The sequence below is a fragment of the Mycobacterium innocens genome (assembly GCF_900566055.1).
Taxonomy (GTDB): Bacteria; Actinomycetota; Actinomycetes; order Mycobacteriales; family Mycobacteriaceae; genus Mycobacterium; species Mycobacterium innocens.
In genome coordinates this window covers 24,089-45,022 of the sequence record NZ_UPHQ01000104.1, presented here as the reverse complement: position 1 = coordinate 45,022, position 20,934 = coordinate 24,089, and the positions used below count along the sequence as shown (strand labels likewise).

Genomic DNA, 20,934 nt, shown 5'->3' with positions numbered 1-20,934 from the left:
AGCGGCACGCCGCGCCCTTATCGCTCCAGCGACCGACGATGCCGTAAGTTGCATAAGAGCTGAGTAAGGCTATATAAGAGGTAGCTAAGAGGTGCTGGCCGCGGTTGAGGTGCCGGCGCCTGACTATGACTGGGCTAACTGCGCTGTCTCCTGGTCCGGGACGGATTGATGCGCGAGACGCCAAGGCCGAGAAGGGAGCCTGATGGTTAGCGTCGGCAATCTGGCAGATGCGCGCGCCGCGGAATGGATCGGCCGACCCTCGCATGAGGAGTTGCAGCGCAAGGTGCGCCCACTGCTGCCGTGCGACGATCCCTTTTATCAGCCGCCGGCGGGCTACCAGCATGCCGAACCCGGAACGGTACTGCGATCACGTGACGTCGAGCTGGCGTTTCTGGGTCTGATACCGCAATCCATCACCGCGACTCAGCTGCTGTACCGGACCACCGATATGAACGGAAACCCCGAGGCGACGGTGACCACGGTGATCCTGCCCGCCGAAGTTGCGCCGGGGCAGACCTGCCCGCTGTTGTCGTATCAGTGCGCGATCGACGCCATAAGCTCCCGATGCTTTCCGTCCTATGCGCTGCGGCGCCGGGCCAAGGGCCTCGGGTCGCTGACTCAGCTGGAGCTGTTGTTGATCACCGCCGCTGTCGCCGAGGGTTGGGCGGTTTCGGTACCCGACCACGAAGGCGCCCGGGGACTGTGGGGAGCTCCGTACGAACCCGGCTACCGCGTCCTGGACGGCATCCGGGCGGCCCTAAATTCGGAACGTCTCGGGTTGTCCCCGTCGGCTCCCATCGGGCTGTGGGGCTACTCGGGCGGCGGCCTGGCGAGCGCCTGGGCCGCTGAAATGTCTGGCGACTACGCGCCGGAGCTGGACATCGTCGGGGCTGTGCTGGGATCACCGGTCGGCGACCTGGGTAACACTTTCCGCCGGCTCAACGGCACCCTGCTCGCTGGTCTGCCCGCGCTGGTGGTGGCTGCGCTCGCACACACCTACCCCGGGCTGGACCGGGTGATCAAGCAACACGCCAACGACGCCGGGATAGACCTGCTCAAGCGGCTGGAAGGGATGACGACCATCGAGGCGGTCGTCCGCACGGCGAACAAGAACTTGGGCGACTATTTGGACGAGCCGCTCGAAGACGTCCTGTCCACCCCCGAGATCGTGCACGTCTTCCAGGACATCAAGCTAGGGGCCGCGGTACCGGCGCCCCCGGTCCTGATCGTGCAGGCGGTCCACGACTATCTCATCGACGTCGACGACATCGATGCGCTGGCCGAGGCGTATTCGGCCGGCGGCGCCAAAGTCACCTACCATCGGGATGCCTTCAACGAGCACATGGTGCTGCACCCGCTGTCGGCTCCGATGACGCTGCGCTGGCTCACCGACCGGTTCGCCGGGCGGCCGCTGAGCGAACATGTCATCCGGACTACCTGGCCGACCATGTTCAACCCGATGACCTACGCCGGCATGGCCCGACTGGCCGTCATTGCCGCCAAGGTCATCACCGGGCGTAAAGTCCCCCGCCGGCCGCTTTGACGGCGGTCAAGCCACCCCGGCTTCTGACACCGGCTCGGTCGGCGCGTTCGACGCCTGCTCACCGGCCGGACAGCGGCCCAAGTCGTCACGTGCGGTCCCGGCCGCAATCAACGCGTACACCAGTGACGCGGTGGCCGCCGGCGACAGTAGTGTGGCCGCCACCAGCGACGGCCGCCAGGCAAAGAACACCGGCGGCGCCTGCGTGACGTACGTCAGCGAATGATCGCCGCTTGCCAGCGGCACGGTGTCGAAATCCAGCGCGCCGTAGCGCAACCGAACCAGCAACGCCCCCACCGCCGCCGCTGCCGCCGCGGCGCCGACCAAGCCGACCGAAAGCGCGACGACCATCCCCGGTCCCCGGTGTTCGCGCCACTGCCACACCAGCACTGCCGCCACCACCGCCACCACACCCGACAGACCGAGCATCAAAAACGGGGCGATGAAGAAGTTCTGCGATTCTTCACCCAAATAGTCGTGCACCCGCTCGCCCGCGCGGGTGAGCGCCACAACCGCATGGATCGGTGGCGCCACCCACGCCCACAACGCACCTATCACCACACCGGTCAGCGACAAACCGAGCACCACGGTGATGGCCGCACTTTTGCGGGATGCGCGATCGGCGCCGGACGACTCTGGACCGGCCGGCGCGCTGGCCGTCTGCGGCGCCGGCGGACTCTGGGGCACGGATTCCTCGGTCACCGCTGCGCCTCCAGATCGGATGAATCCACCTGTCCGTGCCGGGAGCATCGTGCCCGCCACCCATCGGGACGAACCTGCACGGTCATTCGCCGGCCGCACTCCGCACAGAACCGTGGTGGCTCGAGACCCAATTGAGCGGCTGTCGGCGTGGCCGTGCCCGCCGGTTGCCCGGTGTAGACGTTGTAGGCACCGCCACCGACCGGATCGCCCCGATTTTCGACCACGTTTGCCGCCTTCTCACAAGGTGGCGTTGAGCGCCTTGATCGGCATCTGTAGGTCGTCGAGCAGCTGCAGGTCGGCCTCGGCGGGGCGGCCAAGGGTGGTCAGGTAGTTGCCGACGATCACCGCGTTGATGCCGCCCAGAATCCCCCGCTTGGCACCAAGGTCGCCCAGGGTGATCTCGCGGCCACCGGCGAAGCGCAGCATCGTGCGCGGCAGCGCCAGCCGGAAAGCCCCCACAGCCTTGAGCGCTTCGCCGACCGGCAGCACCTCCAAGTCGCCGAACGGGGTTCCCGGGCGCGGGTTGAGAAAGTTCAACGGCACCTCGTCGGGGTTCAGCTCGGCGAGGTTGGCAGCGAATTCGGCCCGCTGCTCCAACGTCTCGCCCATGCCGAGGATGCCGCCGCAGCACACCTCCATGCCGGCGTCACGCACCATCGTCAGCGTCTGCCAGCGCTCCTCCCAGGTGTGTGTGGTGACGACCTTGGTGAAGTACGAGCGGGCCGTCTCCAGGTTGTGGTTATAGCGGTGCACACCCATCGCCGACAGCTGCTCCACTTGCCGGGCGCTCAACATGCCCAGGGAGCAGGCGATGTTGATCTCGACTTCGTTGCGAATCGCCTCGATACCGGCCGCGACCTGGGCCAGCAGCCGGTCGTCGGGCCCGCGTACCGCGGCCACGATGCAGAACTCGGTGGCACCGGTCTTAGCGGTCTGCTTGGCCGCCTCGACCAGGCTGGGAATATCCAGCCACGCACTGCGCACCGGGGAGCTGAACAGGCCCGACTGAGAGCAGAAATGACAATCCTCGGGGCAGCCGCCGGTCTTCAGGCTGATGATGCCTTCCACCTCGACCTCGGGACCGCACCACCGCATCCGCACCTCGTGCGCCAGCCCCAGCAGCTCCTCGAGCCGCTCGTGGGGCAGCTGCAGCACCCGCAGCACCTGATCCTGGTTCAAACCCTCACCACGCTCCAGCACCTGCAGGCGGGCCTCGGCCAAAATGTCGGCCAGATTGTCCGGGTCGGGCACGCCATGCTGGCCGGCGTCGGTCGTCGGTCGAATCGGCGCTTGAGTCACCAGGTACTCCCCTACATCTTTGTCGTATCCGAGCGTTCGGAACGCAGTTATGGTGCGCGGCCGCATGCGAATACGCGGCCCGAACTAAAACGGTGTTCAGGCTAGGGTAACGGTCTGCGCGGGCCCAACAGCTTGTGGGCATGCCGCCGCGGCACCCGCCGCTGGGTATCGCACCTGCTTAGTCACCGTTTGGCGTGGGTACGGTGATCTTATTGGGCCATTTCGATGGCCTCCCTGTGAGAGCCCAACCGTGAGCCCCATGACCAGTGACCTGCACACCGAGTACTTGGCCCATCATGCGCTGTTGCTGGCGCTGCCGGCGTTCCTACCCGCGGTCATCGTCGTCGGTGTGGTGCTCTACGTGGCCATGCGAGACCGGCGCGGCTGACGAAAACAGGATTGACGAGCGCTTCATCTGGGCATTCGAGAACCGGAAAGAGTCAGCGGCTCGCCGATGAGATCCCGCGGGCCCCGGCGTGGAGGCGATGGCGATGGATTTGACGGTTGTTGCGGAGGCCGCGCCGGCGCGCGGCGCCAGCTTGAATCAAGTGATCGGCCTCTCGATCGCCGCGGTGGTGATCAGCGTGGTGATGCTGTGGATCGGGTATGCGCACCGCAGCCACCGGATCGGCTGGCTCGGCCGGTTCGCCGACCGGATGGCGGTCAAGTTCGAACGCCCGTCCTGGGTGGCGCTGCCGGTGCTGGTGTTCACCACGTCGATCATTTGCGCGCTGTTCGGCTTCATCTGGGACGTCAGCTGGCACATCGGCAACGGCCGCGATCCCGGCCCGCTGGCCAACCCGGCCCACTACTTCATCATCATCGGCCTGTTCGGCGTGTTCCTGGCCGGCATGATCGCGGTGGTGCTGCCCTTCGACAAGCCGGGCCCCGCGCCGGTGCGCATCACCCGCAACTGGCATGCCCCGGTCGGCGGTGTGCTGATGGCCGGCTGCGGACTTTACGCGATGATCGGCTTTCCGCTCGACGACATCTGGCATCGCATCTTCGGCCAAGACGTCACGCTGTGGGGCCCGACCCACTTGATGATGATCGGCGGCGCCGGATTTTCCCTGTTCGCGGTGCTCATGCTGGAGTACGAAGGCGGACGGACCATGGCAGAAGGGGATACCGAACGTCGGTTCGTGAAATTCTTGCGCTATCTGTCCTGCGGCGGATTGCTGATCGGCTTGTCGGTCTACCAGATCGAATACGACTTCGGTGTGGAGCAGTTCCGGCTGGTGCTGCAACCGATGATGATCGCCGCCGCCGCGGCGCTGGGGCTGGTGGTGGCTCGGATGACGATGGGCCGTGGGGCCGCGATCGTGGCGGCGTTGTTCGCGATTGCGCTGCGCGGGGCGGTTGCCCTGCTGGTGGGACCCGTTTTGGGGGCTCCGACGAACTGGTTCCCGCTGTATCTGGGTCCCGCCGTGGTCGTCGAATTGCTGGCGCTGACCCCGGTGTTCAAGCGCCCGATCGCCTTTGGCGCCGCCGCGGGCCTGGGCGTCGGCACCATCGGGCTCTGGCTGGAGTCACTGTGGATCGGGGCGGTCTATCACTACCCGTGGCCGGTGAGCATGTGGGGCGAAGCGCTGGCAATGGGGGTGCCGGTAGCAGTGCTGGCCGGGCTATGCGGGGCGATGACCGGCATGGTGCTCACCGGCCAACGCCTGCAGCGTCGCGGTATCGGGATCACGGTCGTGGCGGTGACGGTGCTGGCGATCGGCGGCGCGGTGGCCAACGGACTGCATATCGTCGTGCCTCAACAAGCGACCGCGACCATCACATTGACCGACCGGCCCAGCGACCCGGGCAAGCGCATGGTGTCGGCCGATGTGCAGCTCAATCGACCCGACCTCGTGCGCGGTGATCCGGAATGGGTCACCATCCTGTCCTGGCAGGGCGGAATGCAAAACCACCGAGGTCTGGTGATCGACCGACTCGATCGAGTCGGCCCGGGACACTATCGGTCCACCCAACCGATTCCCGTCTGGGGCTCGTGGAAGACCCTGCTGAGGGTTCAAGACGGTTACACGATGACCGCCGTGCCGATTTACGAGCCAGCCGATGAGGCCATTCCGGCAGCCGAGGTACCGGCCCTGGCATCCAGCACCCGGCCGTTCGTCCAGGAAATCACCGTCCTGCAGCGCGAACGCGACCAGAACACGCCGTTGTGGTTGTTCACCGCGGGATCGGTGGTGGTGCTGCTCTTCACGCTGATGGTGATTGCGGCCCTGACCTGGGGCGCCGGCCGGATCAATGCCGCCGAGACCACCCCCAAGGAGTCCGAACAGGAGAGACGACCTCTTCCGCGGGCGGCCTGACCCCGATGATTCGTCGTATCGCCAGCACGGCTTGGGTGCCGGTACTGATCTTGGGCCTGGCGGCCTGCGGTGGCTCACCGAGCCAGCCGCCCGCCGGGGGCTTGGCGGTCGATGTCACCATCGCCAACGACCAGGTGACGCCGTCGAACGCCACCCCGCAGGCCAAGGTCAAGTAGCCGATCACCCTGCGCGTCACCGGTGACGCCACCGATGAACTGCACGTACATTCGGTGCCCGATCACAAGTTCCAGGTCGCGGCCGCGCCGAACCAGACGTTTCAGTTCAGCGTCGACCTGCCGGGCAATGTCGACGTCGAGTTACATCACCTCAAGCGCACCATCGCCACGATTCACGTTCAGCCGTGAACCGCGCTGATGGCGAGGCGGTGCTGGCGCATGGCCTCGGGGGGTCCGGTGGTCTGCCGGTGCCGTACACCTATGCGATGGTAGCGGCGGCGTGGGCATTGACCTGTACGTGCGCCCTGGTGGCGGTTGCGTGGCGCCAGCCGCGGTTCGACCCGGCAAAACCCGGACACCCGTTGCCGAGGGCTGACCACACTGGTTGAATCCCGCGTCACCCGGTGGACGGCTGCCGGGCTGGGGTTGGCATTCGCGGTATGGGTGGCGCTGGGCCGGGATATGGGGTCCGCAAACGCAGGCCAACGGCCTGCTGGGAGCGTTTTAGGTGCTGCTGTGGGTCGGGTTGGTTGCGGTGTCGTTGGAGTTCGGCCCGGTGTGGCGAGTGGTCTCACCGGTACGGACGATATATCTGCTGCGGCGGCGCTGCATTCCGGAGCCCATGAGCCGGCCGCGGTTGGCCTATCCCGACGCCTGGGGGTACCGGCCGGCGGCGGCGGGCCTGTTCGCTTTCGTCTGGATGGTATTGGCCAGCCCCGACTCCGCATCGCTGACCGCGGTGCGGACGTGGTTGCTGGTCTACGCCGTGGTGTTGCTGGGCGGGACATGGTTGTGCGGCCGGCGCTGGTTGGCGCGGGCGGACCCGTTCGGCGGCACCTGCATGTCGCGTATGTGTTGTCCACGCACCCGCCGGTGTTGGCTACGATCAAGGTCGCGCGCGTGGTCACCGGGCACATCGTGGCGGTGATTGCGGCGCCCGACAAGGCCCTGCGGCTGCTGCCGGCCGGCCATCAGCTCTGCGGGCAACTCACCATGATGCTGGTCATGGTCGGCTACACATTCACCGGCTTGTATCTGCTGTTCGGCGGATAGTCAGCAGATCGGGTGCTCGAGCCGTTTGTTGCCCTCCCAGCGGCGCAAGCCGGCGAAACTGCCGTTGATCTGCGCCGGGCGTCCCGCGATGCGCAGCGCCCGTCCCAGCTGGCCGCCACCCACCCGGCGGGCCAGCGTGACGTGGGCCGTCCAGTGACCGGGCAGGCTATTGGACATCGGCGCCGGCGCCGTGTGCGGCAGGCAGACCCGGTGCACCTCGGCATGCAGTGCCAACAGCTCGCTCGTCGGCACCACCAGGCGCGTGAACACCACGTTGGCGCGCCCGAAGAGCGCCGGAGCGCCGATCGCACAGTTCAGTGGCAGTTTGCCGGCAACCGGGTGCAGCAACGCATCGACATCGGAGTCGATGTGGTCGGCGACGGCCAGCGTCACGTGCGGCCGGCTGGCCGGCGCCTGGCTGGGTATGCCGGCGGCCGCCAACTCGGCCCAGATACGGCGGACCGCCGCCTCGGTATCGGGGTCGAAGACCAGCTCGATCGAATGAACCATCAGACGACCAGCGTTCTCACCCACTCGGGGTCAAACGCGGCCGCGCTGATGGCCGCGAAGTCTTCGGCCACGCCGGCGCCCGCTGGAAGCACTGCCCGCACCGGAGCCATCCGGTCCAGCGCTGACCGATTGGAGGTCTCGACCAGGCCCGGGTGGGCCGGCCAGCTGCCGATCACCAGCCCGGCACAGTAAACCCCTTGGGCGGCAAGCGCTTCCAGTGTAAGCGCAGTGTGGTTGAGGGTGCCCAGGCCGGCGCCGACCACGACCAGCACCGCAGCCGGCAGGGTGACGGCGAGATCGCGCAGCGTGACGCCGCCGTCGGCGAGGTCGACAAGCAACCCGCCCGCGCCCTCGACAAGAGTCAGCCGGCCCGGGCGGTCCAGACCCCTGATGAGCTGCAACACCTGATCGCGCGCGGGCAACGCCATCCCGGCCTGCTGGGCCGCCGCCACCGGCGCCATGGGTAGCGGGTAGCGCGCCAACCCGGCCAGCTCGGTCACCGCCGACAACCGGCCCACCTCGGCCAGGTCGTCGTCGCCGGCGCCGGTGCCGGTCTGCACCGGCTTGCACACCGCTACGTCGATGCCGGCCTGGCGCGCATGTGACGCCAGCGCCGCACTGGCGATGGTCTTACCGACGCCGGTGCCGGTCCCGGTGACGAGCAGTACGGTCAACCGCGCGCCACAGCCAGAGCGTCGGTCAAGACACGGCGAGCCAACTCCAGCTCGTCGGCACTCAGCGAGGCGCGCGCCGTCAGCCGCAACCGCGACGTCCCGGGGGGCACCGTCGGAGGGCGGAAACAGCCAACCTTGACGCCGGCGTCCAGGCAGGCCGCCGCGGTGGCCACCGCCATCTCCGGGTCACCCAGCACCACGGACACCACGGCCGATTCCGGCGGTGAGGGCACACCGCAGATCCCGGCCAGGCGGCGGGCATGGGTGAGGACGGCGTCGGGCCGCCACGGCTCCGCCTTCAGCACCCGCAGGGCGGCACCCGCCGCGCCCACCGCCGCCGGTGCCAGACCGGTGTCGAAGATAAACGGCCGGGCCGCGTCGATCAGATGAGCGCGCACCGCCGCCGGCCCCAGAACTACACCGCCCTGGCTGCCCAGCGCCTTGGACAACGTCGTCGTCATCACCACATCAGGCGCACCCGCCAGCCCAACTTCGTGCAACAGCCCGCGCCCGCCGCCGCGTACCCCCAGACCATGCGCCTCGTCGACGACGAGCAGCGCCCGGTGCCGACGGCACACCTCGTGTAGCTCGCGGATGGGCGCCAGGGTGCCGTCGGCGCTGAACACCGAGTCGGTGACGACGACGGCGCGCCGCTCGGAGCGCGATCCCAGCGCCGCTTCCACCGCATCGAGGTCGCGGTGCGGGGTGACGACCACGCGGGCCCGCGAAAGCCGGCAGGCATCCACCAGGGACGCGTGCGAGTAGGCGTCGGACACCAACAGCGAACCGGGACCGGTCAAGCCGACAACAGCTCCCAGGTTGGCGGTGTAGCCGGAGGAGAACAACAACCCTGAAGAGGCGCCGACGTATTCGGCGAGCTCGGCTTCGAACTCCTGGTGCAGCTCGGTGTCGCCGGTGACCAGGCGGGAACCGGTGGCACCGGCGCCCCACACCCGCAGCGCCTGGACACCGCCGTCGATGACATCGCGATGCTGGGACAGGCCGAGGTAGTCGTTGGATGCCAGGTCCAGTTCGGTGGCGACGGCGGGACGTGGCCGCAGCGAGCGCCGCAACCCGGCCGTGCGGCGCTGCCGCTCGACCTCGTCGAGCCACGCCAGCGGTGACGTCTCGATCGGTGCCCGCGGGGAGGCGTTCATAGGCGTTCAGACTACGAGTCGCGCGACCTCGACCATCGCGGAGGTGATCTGCGCGATCTCGGCGGGCGGACAAATGTAGGGCGGCATCGCATAGACCAGGTTGCGGAACGGGCGCAGCCAGACACCATGGTCCAGGGCCACCGGGGTGGCGACGGTCAGATCGACCGGCCGGTCGCATTCGATGACGCCGATGGCGCCACACACCCGTACATCAGTGACCGCGGGCAATGTTCGGGCGGGCTCCAGCCCTGCGGTCAGCCCGGCCGCTATCTCGGCGATCCGCGAACGCCAGTCCTGTTCGAGCAGCAGCTCAACGCTGGCCACCGACACCGCGCAGGCCAGTGGATTTGCCATGAAAGTAGGCCCGTGCATCAGCGCACCGGCGGCACCGGTGCTGATGGTGTGCGCAATGCCGGTGGTACATAAGGTGGCGGCCAGGCTGAGATATCCGCCGGTGAGCGCCTTGCCCACACACATGATGTCCGGGCTCACCCCGGCATGGTCAGCGGCGAACAGTTCGCCGGTGCGGCCGAATCCGGTGGCGATCTCGTCGAAGATCAACAACACCTCGTGGCGACGGCAGATGTCGCGCACGTCGCACACGTATCGCGGGTCGTGGAAGCGCATTCCGCCCGCGCCCTGCACGACCGGCTCCACGACCACCGCGGCCAACTCGGCGGCATGTTCGGCCAGCTGCGCCTCGAACGCCGCGCTGTAGCCGGGGTCGTAGTCCCGCGGCACCTGCGAAGCGAACACCTGCCGGGCCAAGATGTCGGTCCACAGCGAATGCATGCCGCCGTCGGGGTCGCAAATGCTCATCGGCGTGAACGTGTCGCCGTGATAACCGCCCCGCCAGGTCATCAGCCGGTGCTTGGCGGGCCGGCCGCGGCTGCGCCAGTACTGCAGCGCCATCTTCACCGCGACCTCCACCGCCACCGAGCCCGAGTCGCTGAAGAACACCGTGTCCAGGCCCGGCGGGGTGAGCTCGACCAGCAGCCGGGCCAGCCGGGCCGCCGGCTCGTGGGTCAGGCCGCCGAACATCACGTGGTTCATCGTGGCCAGCTGAGTGGTCAAGGCCGCATCCAGAACGGGATGGCCGTGACCGTGGATGGAGGTCCACCATGAGCTCATCGCGTCGAGGACCCGGGTCGGGTGGCCGTCGCGGATCAACGTGAGCCAGGCGCCATGGGCGGCGACCGCCACTAGGGGCGGCAGCGCTTCGGCGCCGATGGTGCTGTAGGGGTGCCAGAGGTGGGCGGCGTCGATCGCGCTGATCTGCTCGGGCGTCAACCCGGGCGTTACCGCGGCAGCCATGGAGACCGAGAGTAATGCAGACGCCCCGCCGCCCATCGCGGTCGCGGGTCGCGGAAACCGCGGCCATCCGGGAGCATGCATGGCATGGCTGCGCCGAATCGTCCCCAAGACCGTCCCGGCTCCGGTACCGCCGACCCTCAGGCTCCGCGGGTGCTCAAGCTGCGGATCGTCCCGTGGGATGTGATCAGCACGGTTGTGGTATCGGGGTTGCTGCTTTATCTGGTGACCGCAACCAGTTGGCCGTCGCGGCTCTTCGCTTTCACCGACAACGTGTGCCTGTCCGAAGATTGCCCTCCGGTGCCCTACGGCGCCAACTACTACATCTATCCGCTGATGTGGGGCGGCATCGGCGCCGCCATAGCCGCGGCCGTCATCGGGCCGTTCGTGTCCATGGTGAAGGGCTGGTACATGTCCTTCTGGCCGATCATCGCAGTCGGCGTCATGACCGTCACGTCCGTGCTCGGGTATGCGCTGGCCGGCTTCAGCGAACGATACTGGCACTGATCGCCGCATCTGGTTGATCACGCGGCGGCAACGTCGGTGAGACCGAAATCACAACTGCCACGCAAGATTGGGTCAGCCCAGTCACCGTCCGGTCACGTTAAGACAAAAAATCCCGGCCGGGCCTGGCGGTTGTCCGCTTCTGTTGTCAAAGTGACTGTAGTGACTGGTGTGAATTACGTGGTTTCGGCCCAACGATTCACGCTTCCGAGTGCATGCAGCGCCGGCAGGTCTCGATGTAGCGGCCACCGCGTGAGTCATGCAACGGCGGCTGAGGCGCGAAGTCACCGCGCTGACGCAAGAAGGGCCCGGCAGGGTCCAGGAGGTTGGATCCCCATGAAACGCATCTACGCCTTCGTCATCGGTCTGGCGATGATGGTCAGCCCGATGGCGGCTGTCCCGGGCCTCGCGGCCGCCGACCCCGGCCTGAGGTCGACGGATTACCAGCAGGCCACCGACGTCGTCATCGCCCGCGGTCTTTCACAGCGCGGGGTGCCGTTCTCGTGGGCCGGCGGCGGTGTCACCGGCCCCACTCGCGGCAAGGGTTCCGGCATCTACACCGTCGGGTTCGACGCGTCGGGGCTGATCCAATACGCCTACGCCGGCGCCGGGATCAAGCTCCCGCGTTCCTCCGGCGAGATGTACAAAGTGGGCCAGAAGGTCCTGCCGCAGCAGGCACGCAAGGGCGACCTGATCTTCTACGGTCCCGAAGGCACCCAAAGTGTCGCCATGTATCTCGGCAACGGCCAGATGCTGGAGGTCGGCGACGTCGTTCAGGTGTCGCCGGTGCGAAGCAGCGGCATGGCACCCTACCTGGTCCGGATCCTCGGTACCCAGACCGCGCCCGGGCAGCAACTGCCGCCGCAGACACCATTGCCGCAGGCGCCGGTACCGCAGACACCGCTGCCACAGACACCGTTGCAGCAGGCGCCCGCGACCCAGGCACCACTGCAGCAGTTGCCCGCGCAACAGGCACCACTGCAGCAGCTGCCGGCCCAACAGGCACCACTACAGCAGGCGCCGTTACAGCAGGCGCCCGCAACCCAGGCACCACTGCAGCAGTTGCCCGCGCAACAGGCACCACTGCAGCACATGCCGGCGCAGCAAGCGCCCGCGCCGCCGGCTCCGGCGCAGCCCGCACCCGCCGGCACCCCCCGGTAACCTTCTCGGCCCAACGCAACCCGCCACCGGTCACCGCTGCTCAGCGCGGGGCCGGTGGCGGGTTTCGGTAAATTAGCGGTCGATCATGCAGACCCTGGCACCGCCTCCAACACCGACCGCGATGGGGTCGCGGGCGGCGGGCTTTTATCGGCATGATCTCGACGGCTTGCGGGGTATCGCAATTGCGCTGGTCGCCGTATTCCACGTGTGGTTCGGCCGGGTTTCCGGCGGTGTGGACGTGTTTCTGGCGTTGTCCGGCTTCTTCTTCGGCGGCAAAGTACTGCGGGCGGCCCTTGATCCAGAGGTGAAGCTGTCGCCGATAAGCGAGGTGTTCAGGCTGGGCCGCCGCCTGGTTCCGGCGCTGGTCGTGGTCCTTGCCGGCTGCGCGTTGCTCACCGTGCTGGTGCAACCGCAGACCCGCTGGGAGACGTTCGCCAACCAGAGCCTGGCCAGCCTGGGTTACTACCAGAACTGGGAACTGGCCAACTCGCAGTCGGACTACCTGCGCGCCGGCGAAGCCGTCAGCCCGCTGCAGCACATCTGGTCCATGTCAGTGCAGGGCCAGTTCTATCTGGCATTCCTGTTCCTGGTTGCCGCGTGCGCATATGTATTCAGGCGTCCCCTGGGACCCCGGCTGCGAACGCTGTTCGTCGTGCTGCTCAGCGCGCTCACGATCGCGTCGTTCGGCTACGCGATCGCCGCCCACCAGGCCAACCAGGCCAGCGCGTATTACGACAGCTTCGCGCGGGCGTGGGAGCTGCTCCTGGGGGTGCTCGTCGGTGCGTCGGTGCCCTACATCCGCTGGCCAAGGTGGCTGCGCACCGTCGCCGCCACCGCCGCGCTGGCGGCAATCTTGTCGTGCGGCACCCTGATCGACGGCGTCAAGGAGTTCCCCGGCCCCTGGGCGCTGGTGCCCGTCGGGGCAGCGATGCTGATGATCATGGCCGGAGCCAACCGGCAAGCCCATCCCGGTACCAGCCATCGACTGCCCCTGCCGAACCGGGTGCTGGCGATCGGGCCGCTGGTGACGTTGGGGGCGATGGCCTACTCGCTGTATCTGTGGCATTGGCCGCTGCTCATCTTCTGGCTCTCCTACACCGGCCACCGGCACGCGAACTTCCTTGAGGGCACCGCGGTGCTGCTGGTCTCGGGTTTACTGGCCTACCTGACCCTTCGCCACGTCGAGGACCCCCTGCGGTACCGGGCGTCCGCCGCCACCGCGCAAGCAACTCCCGCCGCGATGCCCTGGCAGCTGCGATTGCGCCGGCCGACCATCGCGCTGGGATCGGTGGTGGTGCTGCTGGGCGTCACGTTGACCGCGACGTCGTTCAGCTGGCGTGAACATGTCATCGTCGCCCGCGCCTCCGGCAAGGAGCTCAGCGGACTCAGCACCAACGACTATCCCGGCGCCCGAGCCCTGATCAACCATGCCCGGGTGCCCACCCTGCGGATGCGTCCCACCGTCCTGGAAGTCAAAGAGGACCTGCCGGCGTCCACCCGGGACGGGTGCATCAGTGACTTCGTCAATCCGGCTCTGGTCAACTGCACCTACGGCGACGGGGACGCGCCCCGAACCATAGCGCTCGCCGGCGGGTCACATGCCGAACACTGGCTGCCGGCGCTGGACCTGCTCGGGCGTCTGCACCACTTCAAAGTGGTGACCTACCTCAAGATGGGCTGCCCGCTGTCCACCGAGGAAGTCCCGTTGATCATGGGCAACAACGCCGCGTACCCACAGTGTCGCGAGTGGGTGCAGGCGACCATGGAAAAGCTCGTCGCCGATCGTCCCGATTACGTGTTCACCACGTCTACCCGGCCGTGGAACATCAAGCCCGGCGACGTGATGCCGGCCACCTACATCGGGATCTGGCAAACGTTGTCGGATAACAACATTCCCATCCTGGCGGTTCGGGACACCCCGTGGATGGTCAAGGACGGCCAACCATTCAAACCGGCGGACTGCCTGGCCAAGGGGGGCAATGGGCAATCCTGCGGGATCAAGCGGTCCGACGTGCTCTCCGACTACAACTCCACCCTGGATTTCGTGGCGCAGTTTCCGCTGCTGAAGCCCATCGACATGTCGGATGCGATATGCCGGCAGGATTTCTGCCGCGCGGTGGAGGGCAATGTGCTGATCTACCGCGACTCTCACCACCTAACCCCGACGTATATGCGAACCATGGCACCCGAACTGGGGCGACAGATCGCGGCGATCACCGGCTGGTGGTGATTGGGCGCCGCCGCGATGCGGCGCGAAACAGCCGGACACGAGCGCGAATCACCAAACGGCGCCATGCCGGACGCGGATAAGGTCAAGCCATGTCGCCGAACAACGCCGAACGCTCAGGCGGGGCCGGGCCCATGCTGCGTACCGTATGGCCGGGTACCCCATATCCGCTGGGAGCTACCTATGACGGTGCCGGCACCAACTTTTCGGTGTTCTCCGAAATCGCCGAGAAGGTCGAGTTGTGCCTGATCGCCAACGACGGTAGCGAAACCCGGATCTCCTTGGACGAGGTCGACGGATACGTCTGGCACGCCTATCTGCCCAACATCACCCCCGGCCAGCGCTATGGGTTTCGGATTTACGGGCCCTTCGATCCCTCGGCCGGACATCGCTGTGACCCCAGCAAACTGCTGCTCGACCCGTACGGGAAAGCCTTCGACGGCGATTTCACCTTCGGGCAGGCGCTGTTCTCCTACGACATGAGTGCAGTGGATCCAGATGGCGATTCGGCCGACCCGGGCATCCCGCCCATGGTTGATTCCCTGGGCTCCACCATGACCAGCGTGGTGATCAACCCGTTTTTCGACTGGGGGTACGACCGGGCGCCGGTCACCCCGTACAACGAGACGGTCATCTACGAGGCTCACGTCAAGGGGATGACGCGAACTCATCCCGGCATCCCTGAGCAACTACGGGGCAGCTACGCCGGCCTGGCCCACCCGGTGATCATCGATCACCTCAAGTCGCTGAACGTCACCGCGCTGGAACTGATGCCGGTACACCAGTTCCTGCACGACTCCCGACTACTCGACTTGGGCTTGCGTAACTACTGGGGCTACAACACGTTTGGCTTTTTCGCCCCCCACAACCAATACGCGTCGAACCGGCAACCCGGCGGCGCGGTGGCCGAGTTCAAATCGATGGTGCGCAGTCTGCACGAAGCCGACATCGAGGTGATCCTGGACGTGGTGTACAACCACACCGCCGAAGGCAACCATCTGGGTCCCACGATCAACTTCCGCGGCATCGACAACGCCGCGTACTACCGGCTCGTCGACACGGACCTGCGGCTGTACAAGGACTACACCGGTACCGGTAACAGCCTCAACGCCCGCCACCCACACGTGCTGCAACTGATCATGGACTCGCTGCGCTACTGGGTGCTCGAGATGCACGTCGACGGATTCCGCTTCGACCTGGCCGCGACCCTGGCCCGAGAGCTGCACGACGTGGACCGGTTGAGCGCATTCTTCGATCTGGTACAGCAGGATCCGGTGGTCAGCCAGGTCAAGTTGATCGCCGAGCCCTGGGACGTCGGTGAGGGCGGCTACCAGGTCGGCAATTTTCCCGGTTTGTGGACGGAGTGGAACGGGAAGTATCGGGATACTGTGCGTGACTATTGGCGGGGCGAGCCCGCAACCCTGGGCGAGTTCGCCTCCCGGCTGACCGGGTCGTCGGACCTTTACGAGGCGACCGGCCGCCGCCCCAGCGCGAGCATCAACTTCGTCACCGCCCATGACGGCTTCACCCTCAACGACCTGGTGTCTTACAACGAAAAGCACAACGAGGCCAACGGCGAGGCCAACCGCGACGGAGAAAGCCACAACCGGTCGTGGAACTGCGGCGTCGAAGGACCCACCGACGACCCCGACATCACGGCGCTGCGCCGCCGCCAGATGCGCAACTTCTGGGCCACCCTGATGCTCAGCCAAGGCACACCGATGATCCTGCACGGCGACGAGATCGGGCGCACCCAGAACGGAAACAACAACGTCTACTGCCAGGACTCCGAATTGTCGTGGATGGACTGGACTTTGGTGGACAAGAGCTCGGATCTGCTGACCTTCGCGCGCAAGGTGACCGCGTTGCGCAAGAACCACCCGGTGTTTCGCCGGCGCCGGTTCTTCGAGGGCGAACCGATCCGAAGCGGCGACGAAGTGCACGATATCGCCTGGTTGACGCCGGACGGCCGGGAAATGACACACGAGGACTGGGGCAAGAGCTTTCACCAGTGCGTGGCGGTGTTTCTCAACGGCGACGCGATCACCGCACCCAACGCACGAGGTGAGCGAGTCGTCGACGATTCATTCCTGTTGTGCTTCAACGCTCACGGCGAACCGGTGGACTTCGTAATGCCCCATGGCAGCTACGCGCAGGAGTGGACCGTGGAGCTCGACACCGACGACCCGTCCGGCGACTCCAACCAGGTCGTCAACGCCGGAGAGCAGATCTCGCTGCCCGCCCGTTCACTGCTTGTGCTCCGTAAGACGTTGTGACGCATGGCTTTGCCCGTCCTGTCCAGCTACCGGCTGCAACTACGCGGTGCCTCGAGCGGGTTCGCGTTCACCTTTTCCGACGCCGAAAACCTGCTGGACTACTTCGACGAACTCGGCGTGTCGCACCTGTACCTGTCCCCGATCATGACCGCGGCCGCGGGGTCGAGCCACGGCTACGACGTCACCGACCCGACAACGGTGTCGGCGGAGCTTGGCGGTGCAGACGGGCTGGCCAGGTTGTCCGAAGCGGCCCGAGCCCGCGGCATCGGTCTGGTCGTCGACATCGTGCCCAACCATGTGGGCATCGACAAGCCCGAGCAGAACGCCTGGTGGTGGGACGTCTTGCGGCACGGCCGGTCGTCGGCCTACGCCAGCTACTTCGACATCGACTGGGATCTCGAAGACGACGGCCGGATCGTGCTGCCGGTTCTGGGCTCCGACGACGATGTCGCCGACCTGAAAGTCGACGAGGACCTGCTGCGGTTGGGCGACCTGACGCTGCCCGTCGCACCCGGTACCGCGGCGGGCACCGGCCCGGAGGTGCACGACCGTCAGCACTACCGGCTGGTGGGCTGGCGAAACGGGCGATGCGGCTATCGCCGGTTCTTCTCGATCACCTCGCTGGCCGGGCTGCGGCAGGAAGACCGGGCGGTGTTCGACGCCTCGCACACCGAGGTCGCCCGGTGGTTTGCCGAGGGCCTCGTCGACGGCGTGCGCATCGACCACCCTGACGGTCTGTCGGATCCGTGCGGATACCTCGCGTGGTTGCGCGAACTGCTCGGTCCGGACGCATGGATCGTGATCGAAAAGATCCTGGCCGCCGACGAGGCGCTGGAGTCCACGCTGCCGGTGGCCGGCACCACCGGCTACGACGTATTGCGGGACATCGGCGGACTCTTCGTCGATCCCAGCGGAGCCCAGGAGCTCACCGCCCTGGTCGAGTCCGCGGGAGTGAATTATCAGGCAATGCCGGAAATGTTGGCCGCGTTGAAGATCCGTTCGGCCACCGGCACCCTGGCAAGCGAGTTGCGCAGGCTGCGCCGGACCATCGTGGCCGCCGCCGGCGCCGATGACCCGTTACTGCCCGAGGCGGTGGCCGCGCTGCTCACCCATATCGGTGTCTACCGCTGCGACTACCCGGGCCTGGCCGCGGTAATGCCCACCGGCTTGGCCGAAACCCAGGCGGCGGCACCGGAATTGGGGCCCGCGCTGCAGATCGTCGCCGCGGCACTGGCCGGTGGCGGCGAACCGGCCACCCGGCTGCAGCAGCTCTGCGGCGCGGTGACCGCCAAGTCGGTCGAGGACTGCTACTTCTACCGCGACTCCCGGCTGGTTTCACTCAACGAGGTAGGGGGCGAACCGCTCCGTTTCGGAGTGGGGGCAGCGGAGTTTCATCACAGCGCCGCCACCCGGGCCCGGATGTGGCCGCACACGATGACGACGCTGACCACCCACGACACCAAACGCGGTGAGGATGTGCGCGCCCGGATCGGCGTGCTCTCGCAGGTTCCGTCGCTGTGGGCCGAGTTCGTCGCTCGCTGGGAGATCCAGGTGCCCTCCCCCGACCCGGCGACGGAACAGTTCTTGTGGCAGAACATCTTCGGGGTGTGGCCCGTCAACGGTGAGGTGACCGGCGAGCTTCGCGACCGGCTGCACCACTACGCCGAGAAGGCCATTCGGGAAGCGGCCTGGCATACCTCGTGGAACGACCCGAACACCGATTTCGAGGACGCGACACACCGCTGGCTCGATACCGTGCTCGACGGTCCGGTGGCAGAGCAGCTGACCGGGCTGGTGGCTCAACTACACCCGCACGCGGCAAGCGACGCGCTGGGTCAGAAGCTGCTCGCGCTGACCGTACCCGGGATACCCGACGTCTACCAGGGCACCGAACTGTGGGACGACAGCCTGGTCGACCCGGACAACCGTCGGCCCGTCGATTACACCGCCCGCCGCACCGCACTGAAAGCGTTGGCACACCCCAAGATTCGCGTCGTCACCACCGCACTTCGGCTCCGGCGCTCCCGTCCGGACAGCTTCCTGCATGGTGGCTACGTTCCGGTGCTGGCCGATGGCGACGCCAGTGACCATGTGGTGGCGTTTCGTCGCGGCGAGGACATCGTTGTCGCGGTGACCCGCTGGACCGTGCGGCTGGAGGAAACCGGCTGGGGTAACACCGTGGTGCCGCTACCGGATGGGTCCTGGACCGACAGGCTTTCCGGCGCCACGGCAAGCGGGCCGACCTCGGCCGCCGAACTTTTCGCAGACCTGCCCGTCGTCCTGCTGGAGCGCAACCGTGACTGAATTTCGGGTCTGGGCACCCAAACCCGAGTTGGTGCGCCTTGACGTCGACGGCCGGGTGCACGCGATGACTCGTTCGGACGACGGGTGGTGGCACGCGGACGTCGATGCGCCACCGCGCGCCCGCTACGGATATCTGCTCGACCAGGACCCCACCGTGCTGCCCGATCCCCGATCACCGCGGCAACCCGACGGGGTGCACGCACGCTCGCAATTATGGGGCCCGGCCGATGCGACCTGGACCGACGGCGATTGGCCGGGCCGTTCAATCGAAGGCGCGGTGATCTACGAACTGCACCTGGGCACCTTCACCGGCGCCGGCACCTTCGACTCCGCCATCGAAAAGCTGGACTATCTGGTCGATCTCGGGATCGATTTGGTCGAGCTGATGCCGGTCAACTCCTTTGCCGGCACCCACGGCTGGGGATACGACGGCGTGCTGTGGTACAGCGTGCACGAACCCTACGGCGGACCCGACGGGCTGATCCGGTTCGTCGACGCCTGCCACGCACGCGGTCTGGGGGTGCTGGTCGACGCGGTGTTCAACCACCTCGGTCCGTCGGGGAACTACCTGCCGCGGTTCGGGCCCTACCTCTCGTCGGCGAGCAACCCCTGGGGCGACGGCATCAACATCGCCGACGCCGACTCCGACGAGGTGCGCCGCTACATCATCGGGTGTGCGCTGCGCTGGATGCGCGACTTTCACGCCGACGGGCTGCGGCTGGACGCCGTGCACGCGCTGGTGGACACCACCGCCATCGATATCCTCGAAGAACTCGCCGGCGAAACTGCTTGGCTGTCAAAACAGCTGGGGCGGCCGCTGTCGCTGATCGCCGAGAGCGATCGCAATGATCCGCGGCTGATCACGCCGCGCGATTGCGGCGGTTACGGGCTGACCGCGCAATGGTCCGACGACATCCATCACGCCATCCACACCGCGGTGTCCGGCGAGCGCCAAGGGTATTATGCGGATTTCGGTTCGCTGGCCACACTGGCACACACCTTGCGGCACGGTTACTTTCACGCGGCCACCTATTCGTCGTTCCGGCACCGCCGCCACGGCCGGCCGCTGGATACCGCGACCATCCCGGCCACCAGGTTGCTCGCCTATACCTGCACCCATGACCAGGTCGGCAACCGGGCCCTCGGAGACCGCCCGTCGCAAAACCTGACCGGTGGCCAGCTGGCGATCAAGGCCGCGCTGGCCCTCGGATCACCTTATACAGCAATGCTTTTCATGGGCGAAGAGTGGGCGGCTTCGACGCCGTTCCAGTATTTCAGCTCGCATCCCGAACCGGAGCTGGCCCGGGCCACCGCCGAGGGACGCAAGGCCGAATTCGCCGAGCACGGCTGGGATGCCGACGACATCCCCGACCCCCAAGATCCGCAGACGTTTGCGCGCTCCAAGCTGAAGTGGGATGAGCGCCATGCCGGCGAACACGCGCTCGTGCACCGCTTTTATCGCGATCTGATGGCGTTGCGGCGCAACGACCCCGATATGGCCGATCCCTGGCTGGAGCACCTGATCGTCGACTACGACGAAGACGGGCGTTGGATCATCGTGTGCCGCGGCCGGTTGCGCATCGCGTGCAACCTGGGCGCCGAGCCGGTGCCGGTGCCCGTCACCGGCGAAGTGGTGCTGGCTTGGGGTGAGCCGGCAGTCGATGCCGATCACACTGCGCTGGAAGGCCATTCGGTCGCCATTCTCCGCTGCGGATAAGG

Annotated in this window: 16 protein-coding genes and 2 pseudogenes; 11 read left to right on the top strand and 7 right to left on the bottom strand. The window is 67.0% G+C overall.

All coding sequences use genetic code 11. The annotated features are described in order from the left end of the window. Positions 1-202 precede the first annotated feature (202 nt). A complete protein-coding gene (locus EET03_RS11930) occupies positions 203-1,543 on the top strand; it encodes a lipase family protein (protein ID WP_075542863.1) in 1,341 nt (446 codons plus the stop codon). A gap of 6 nt (positions 1,544-1,549) precedes the next feature. Here EET03_RS11930 and EET03_RS11925 read toward each other — a convergent pair whose 3' ends face one another. From EET03_RS11925 to bioB, 3 genes are read right to left on the bottom strand one after another with little or no spacing between them, the layout of a single operon-like run. Then, the gene (locus EET03_RS11925) at positions 1,550-2,242 is read right to left on the bottom strand and encodes a DUF2567 domain-containing protein (RefSeq protein WP_075542862.1); all 693 of its coding nucleotides are present in this window, start codon (positions 2,240-2,242) and stop codon (positions 1,550-1,552) included. Continuing rightward, positions 2,239-2,466, bottom strand: coding sequence for a biotin synthase auxiliary protein BsaP (gene bsaP / locus EET03_RS11920; RefSeq protein ID WP_081254859.1), 228 nt, complete (start codon positions 2,464-2,466; stop codon positions 2,239-2,241). Before bsaP ends, EET03_RS11925 begins: the two co-directional genes overlap by 4 nt. A gap of 13 nt (positions 2,467-2,479) precedes the next feature. Next, positions 2,480-3,541 carry a biotin synthase BioB gene (gene bioB, locus EET03_RS11915; protein WP_122508763.1) on the bottom strand — a complete coding sequence of 354 codons (1,062 nt, stop codon included), beginning with the start codon at positions 3,539-3,541 and terminating at the stop codon, positions 2,480-2,482. Between the two features lie 259 nt (positions 3,542-3,800). Between bioB and EET03_RS32400 the strand changes: the two genes are divergently transcribed. From EET03_RS32400 to EET03_RS11900, 4 genes and pseudogenes are all read left to right on the top strand, one after another. Then, the gene (locus tag EET03_RS32400; RefSeq protein WP_279637687.1) at positions 3,801-3,929 is read left to right on the top strand and encodes a hypothetical protein; all 129 of its coding nucleotides are present in this window, start codon (positions 3,801-3,803) and stop codon (positions 3,927-3,929) included. A 97-nt stretch (positions 3,930-4,026) separates the two neighbouring features. After that, positions 4,027-5,862, top strand: a complete 1,836-nt coding sequence (locus EET03_RS11910; RefSeq protein WP_099194378.1) for a V-type ATP synthase subunit I domain-containing protein — start codon at positions 4,027-4,029, stop codon at positions 5,860-5,862. Between the two features lie 5 nt (positions 5,863-5,867). Continuing rightward, positions 5,868-6,227: pseudogene (locus EET03_RS11905) on the top strand (hypothetical protein). Continuing rightward, a pseudogene (locus tag EET03_RS11900) lies at positions 6,224-7,091 on the top strand (hypothetical protein). Before EET03_RS11905 ends, EET03_RS11900 begins: the two co-directional pseudogenes overlap by 4 nt. Here the strand turns inward: EET03_RS11900 and EET03_RS11895 are convergent. The 4 genes from EET03_RS11895 to EET03_RS11880 are packed head-to-tail and all read right to left on the bottom strand — an operon-like array spanning position 7,092 to position 10,746. Then, on the bottom strand, positions 7,092-7,601 hold the full coding sequence (locus EET03_RS11895; RefSeq protein ID WP_075542860.1) for a 2'-5' RNA ligase family protein: 510 nt from the start codon (positions 7,599-7,601) through the stop codon (positions 7,092-7,094). It abuts the pseudogene before it with no gap. Beyond that, a complete protein-coding gene (bioD, locus tag EET03_RS11890; RefSeq protein ID WP_075542859.1) occupies positions 7,601-8,275 on the bottom strand; it encodes a dethiobiotin synthase in 675 nt (224 codons plus the stop codon). The genes EET03_RS11895 and bioD overlap by 1 nt, the downstream gene beginning before the upstream one ends. Next, positions 8,272-9,432 (bottom strand): 8-amino-7-oxononanoate synthase, encoded by a 1,161-nt coding sequence (locus EET03_RS11885; RefSeq protein ID WP_075542858.1) that lies wholly within the window; start codon positions 9,430-9,432, stop codon positions 8,272-8,274. Before EET03_RS11885 ends, bioD begins: the two co-directional genes overlap by 4 nt. Before the next feature lie 6 nt (positions 9,433-9,438). Beyond that, entirely contained in the window at positions 9,439-10,746 is a 1,308-nt protein-coding gene (locus EET03_RS11880) for an adenosylmethionine--8-amino-7-oxononanoate transaminase (protein ID WP_075542915.1), read from the bottom strand. Between the two features lie 84 nt (positions 10,747-10,830). Between EET03_RS11880 and EET03_RS11875 the strand changes: the two genes are divergently transcribed. From EET03_RS11875 to treZ, 6 genes are all read left to right on the top strand, one after another. After that, positions 10,831-11,250 carry a hypothetical protein gene (locus EET03_RS11875; protein ID WP_063470318.1) on the top strand — a complete coding sequence of 140 codons (420 nt, stop codon included), beginning with the start codon at positions 10,831-10,833 and terminating at the stop codon, positions 11,248-11,250. A 333-nt stretch (positions 11,251-11,583) separates the two neighbouring features. Further along, positions 11,584-12,408, top strand: coding sequence for an NlpC/P60 family peptidoglycan-binding protein RipD (gene ripD / locus EET03_RS11870; RefSeq protein ID WP_075542857.1), 825 nt, complete (start codon positions 11,584-11,586; stop codon positions 12,406-12,408). A gap of 85 nt (positions 12,409-12,493) precedes the next feature. Next, the gene (locus EET03_RS11865; RefSeq protein ID WP_075542856.1) at positions 12,494-14,638 is read left to right on the top strand and encodes an acyltransferase family protein; all 2,145 of its coding nucleotides are present in this window, start codon (positions 12,494-12,496) and stop codon (positions 14,636-14,638) included. A gap of 89 nt (positions 14,639-14,727) precedes the next feature. Beyond that, complete coding sequence (glgX, locus tag EET03_RS11860; protein ID WP_099194148.1) at positions 14,728-16,911, top strand: glycogen debranching protein GlgX; 2,184 nt, start codon at positions 14,728-14,730, stop codon at positions 16,909-16,911. Positions 16,912-16,914: 3 nt separating this feature from the next. Beyond that, positions 16,915-19,215: a malto-oligosyltrehalose synthase gene (gene treY / locus EET03_RS11855; RefSeq protein ID WP_075542854.1), complete on the top strand. Its 2,301-nt coding sequence runs from the start codon at positions 16,915-16,917 to the stop codon at positions 19,213-19,215. Next, positions 19,208-20,932 (top strand): malto-oligosyltrehalose trehalohydrolase, encoded by a 1,725-nt coding sequence (treZ, locus tag EET03_RS11850; RefSeq protein ID WP_075542853.1) that lies wholly within the window; start codon positions 19,208-19,210, stop codon positions 20,930-20,932. The genes treY and treZ overlap by 8 nt, the downstream gene beginning before the upstream one ends. Positions 20,933-20,934 lie beyond the last annotated feature (2 nt).

Excerpts from the sequence above, each read along its gene's own strand:
- EET03_RS11930 (WP_075542863.1), top strand. The coding sequence starts at position 203 with ATGGTTAGCGTCGGCAATCTGGCAGATGCGCGCGCCGCGGAATGGATC.
- EET03_RS32400 (WP_279637687.1), top strand. The coding sequence starts at position 3,801 with ATGACCAGTGACCTGCACACCGAGTACTTGGCCCATCATGCGCTGTTG.
- EET03_RS11910 (WP_099194378.1), top strand. The coding sequence starts at position 4,027 with ATGGCGATGGATTTGACGGTTGTTGCGGAGGCCGCGCCGGCGCGCGGC.
- EET03_RS11895 (WP_075542860.1), bottom strand. The coding sequence starts at position 7,601 with ATGGTTCATTCGATCGAGCTGGTCTTCGACCCCGATACCGAGGCGGCG.
- EET03_RS11885 (WP_075542858.1), bottom strand. The coding sequence starts at position 9,432 with ATGAACGCCTCCCCGCGGGCACCGATCGAGACGTCACCGCTGGCGTGG.
- EET03_RS11880 (WP_075542915.1), bottom strand. The coding sequence starts at position 10,746 with ATGGCTGCCGCGGTAACGCCCGGGTTGACGCCCGAGCAGATCAGCGCG.
- EET03_RS11875 (WP_063470318.1), top strand. The coding sequence starts at position 10,831 with ATGGCTGCGCCGAATCGTCCCCAAGACCGTCCCGGCTCCGGTACCGCC.
- ripD (WP_075542857.1), top strand. The coding sequence starts at position 11,584 with ATGAAACGCATCTACGCCTTCGTCATCGGTCTGGCGATGATGGTCAGC.
- EET03_RS11865 (WP_075542856.1), top strand. The coding sequence starts at position 12,494 with ATGCAGACCCTGGCACCGCCTCCAACACCGACCGCGATGGGGTCGCGG.
- glgX (WP_099194148.1), top strand. The coding sequence starts at position 14,728 with ATGTCGCCGAACAACGCCGAACGCTCAGGCGGGGCCGGGCCCATGCTG.
- treY (WP_075542854.1), top strand. The coding sequence starts at position 16,915 with ATGGCTTTGCCCGTCCTGTCCAGCTACCGGCTGCAACTACGCGGTGCC.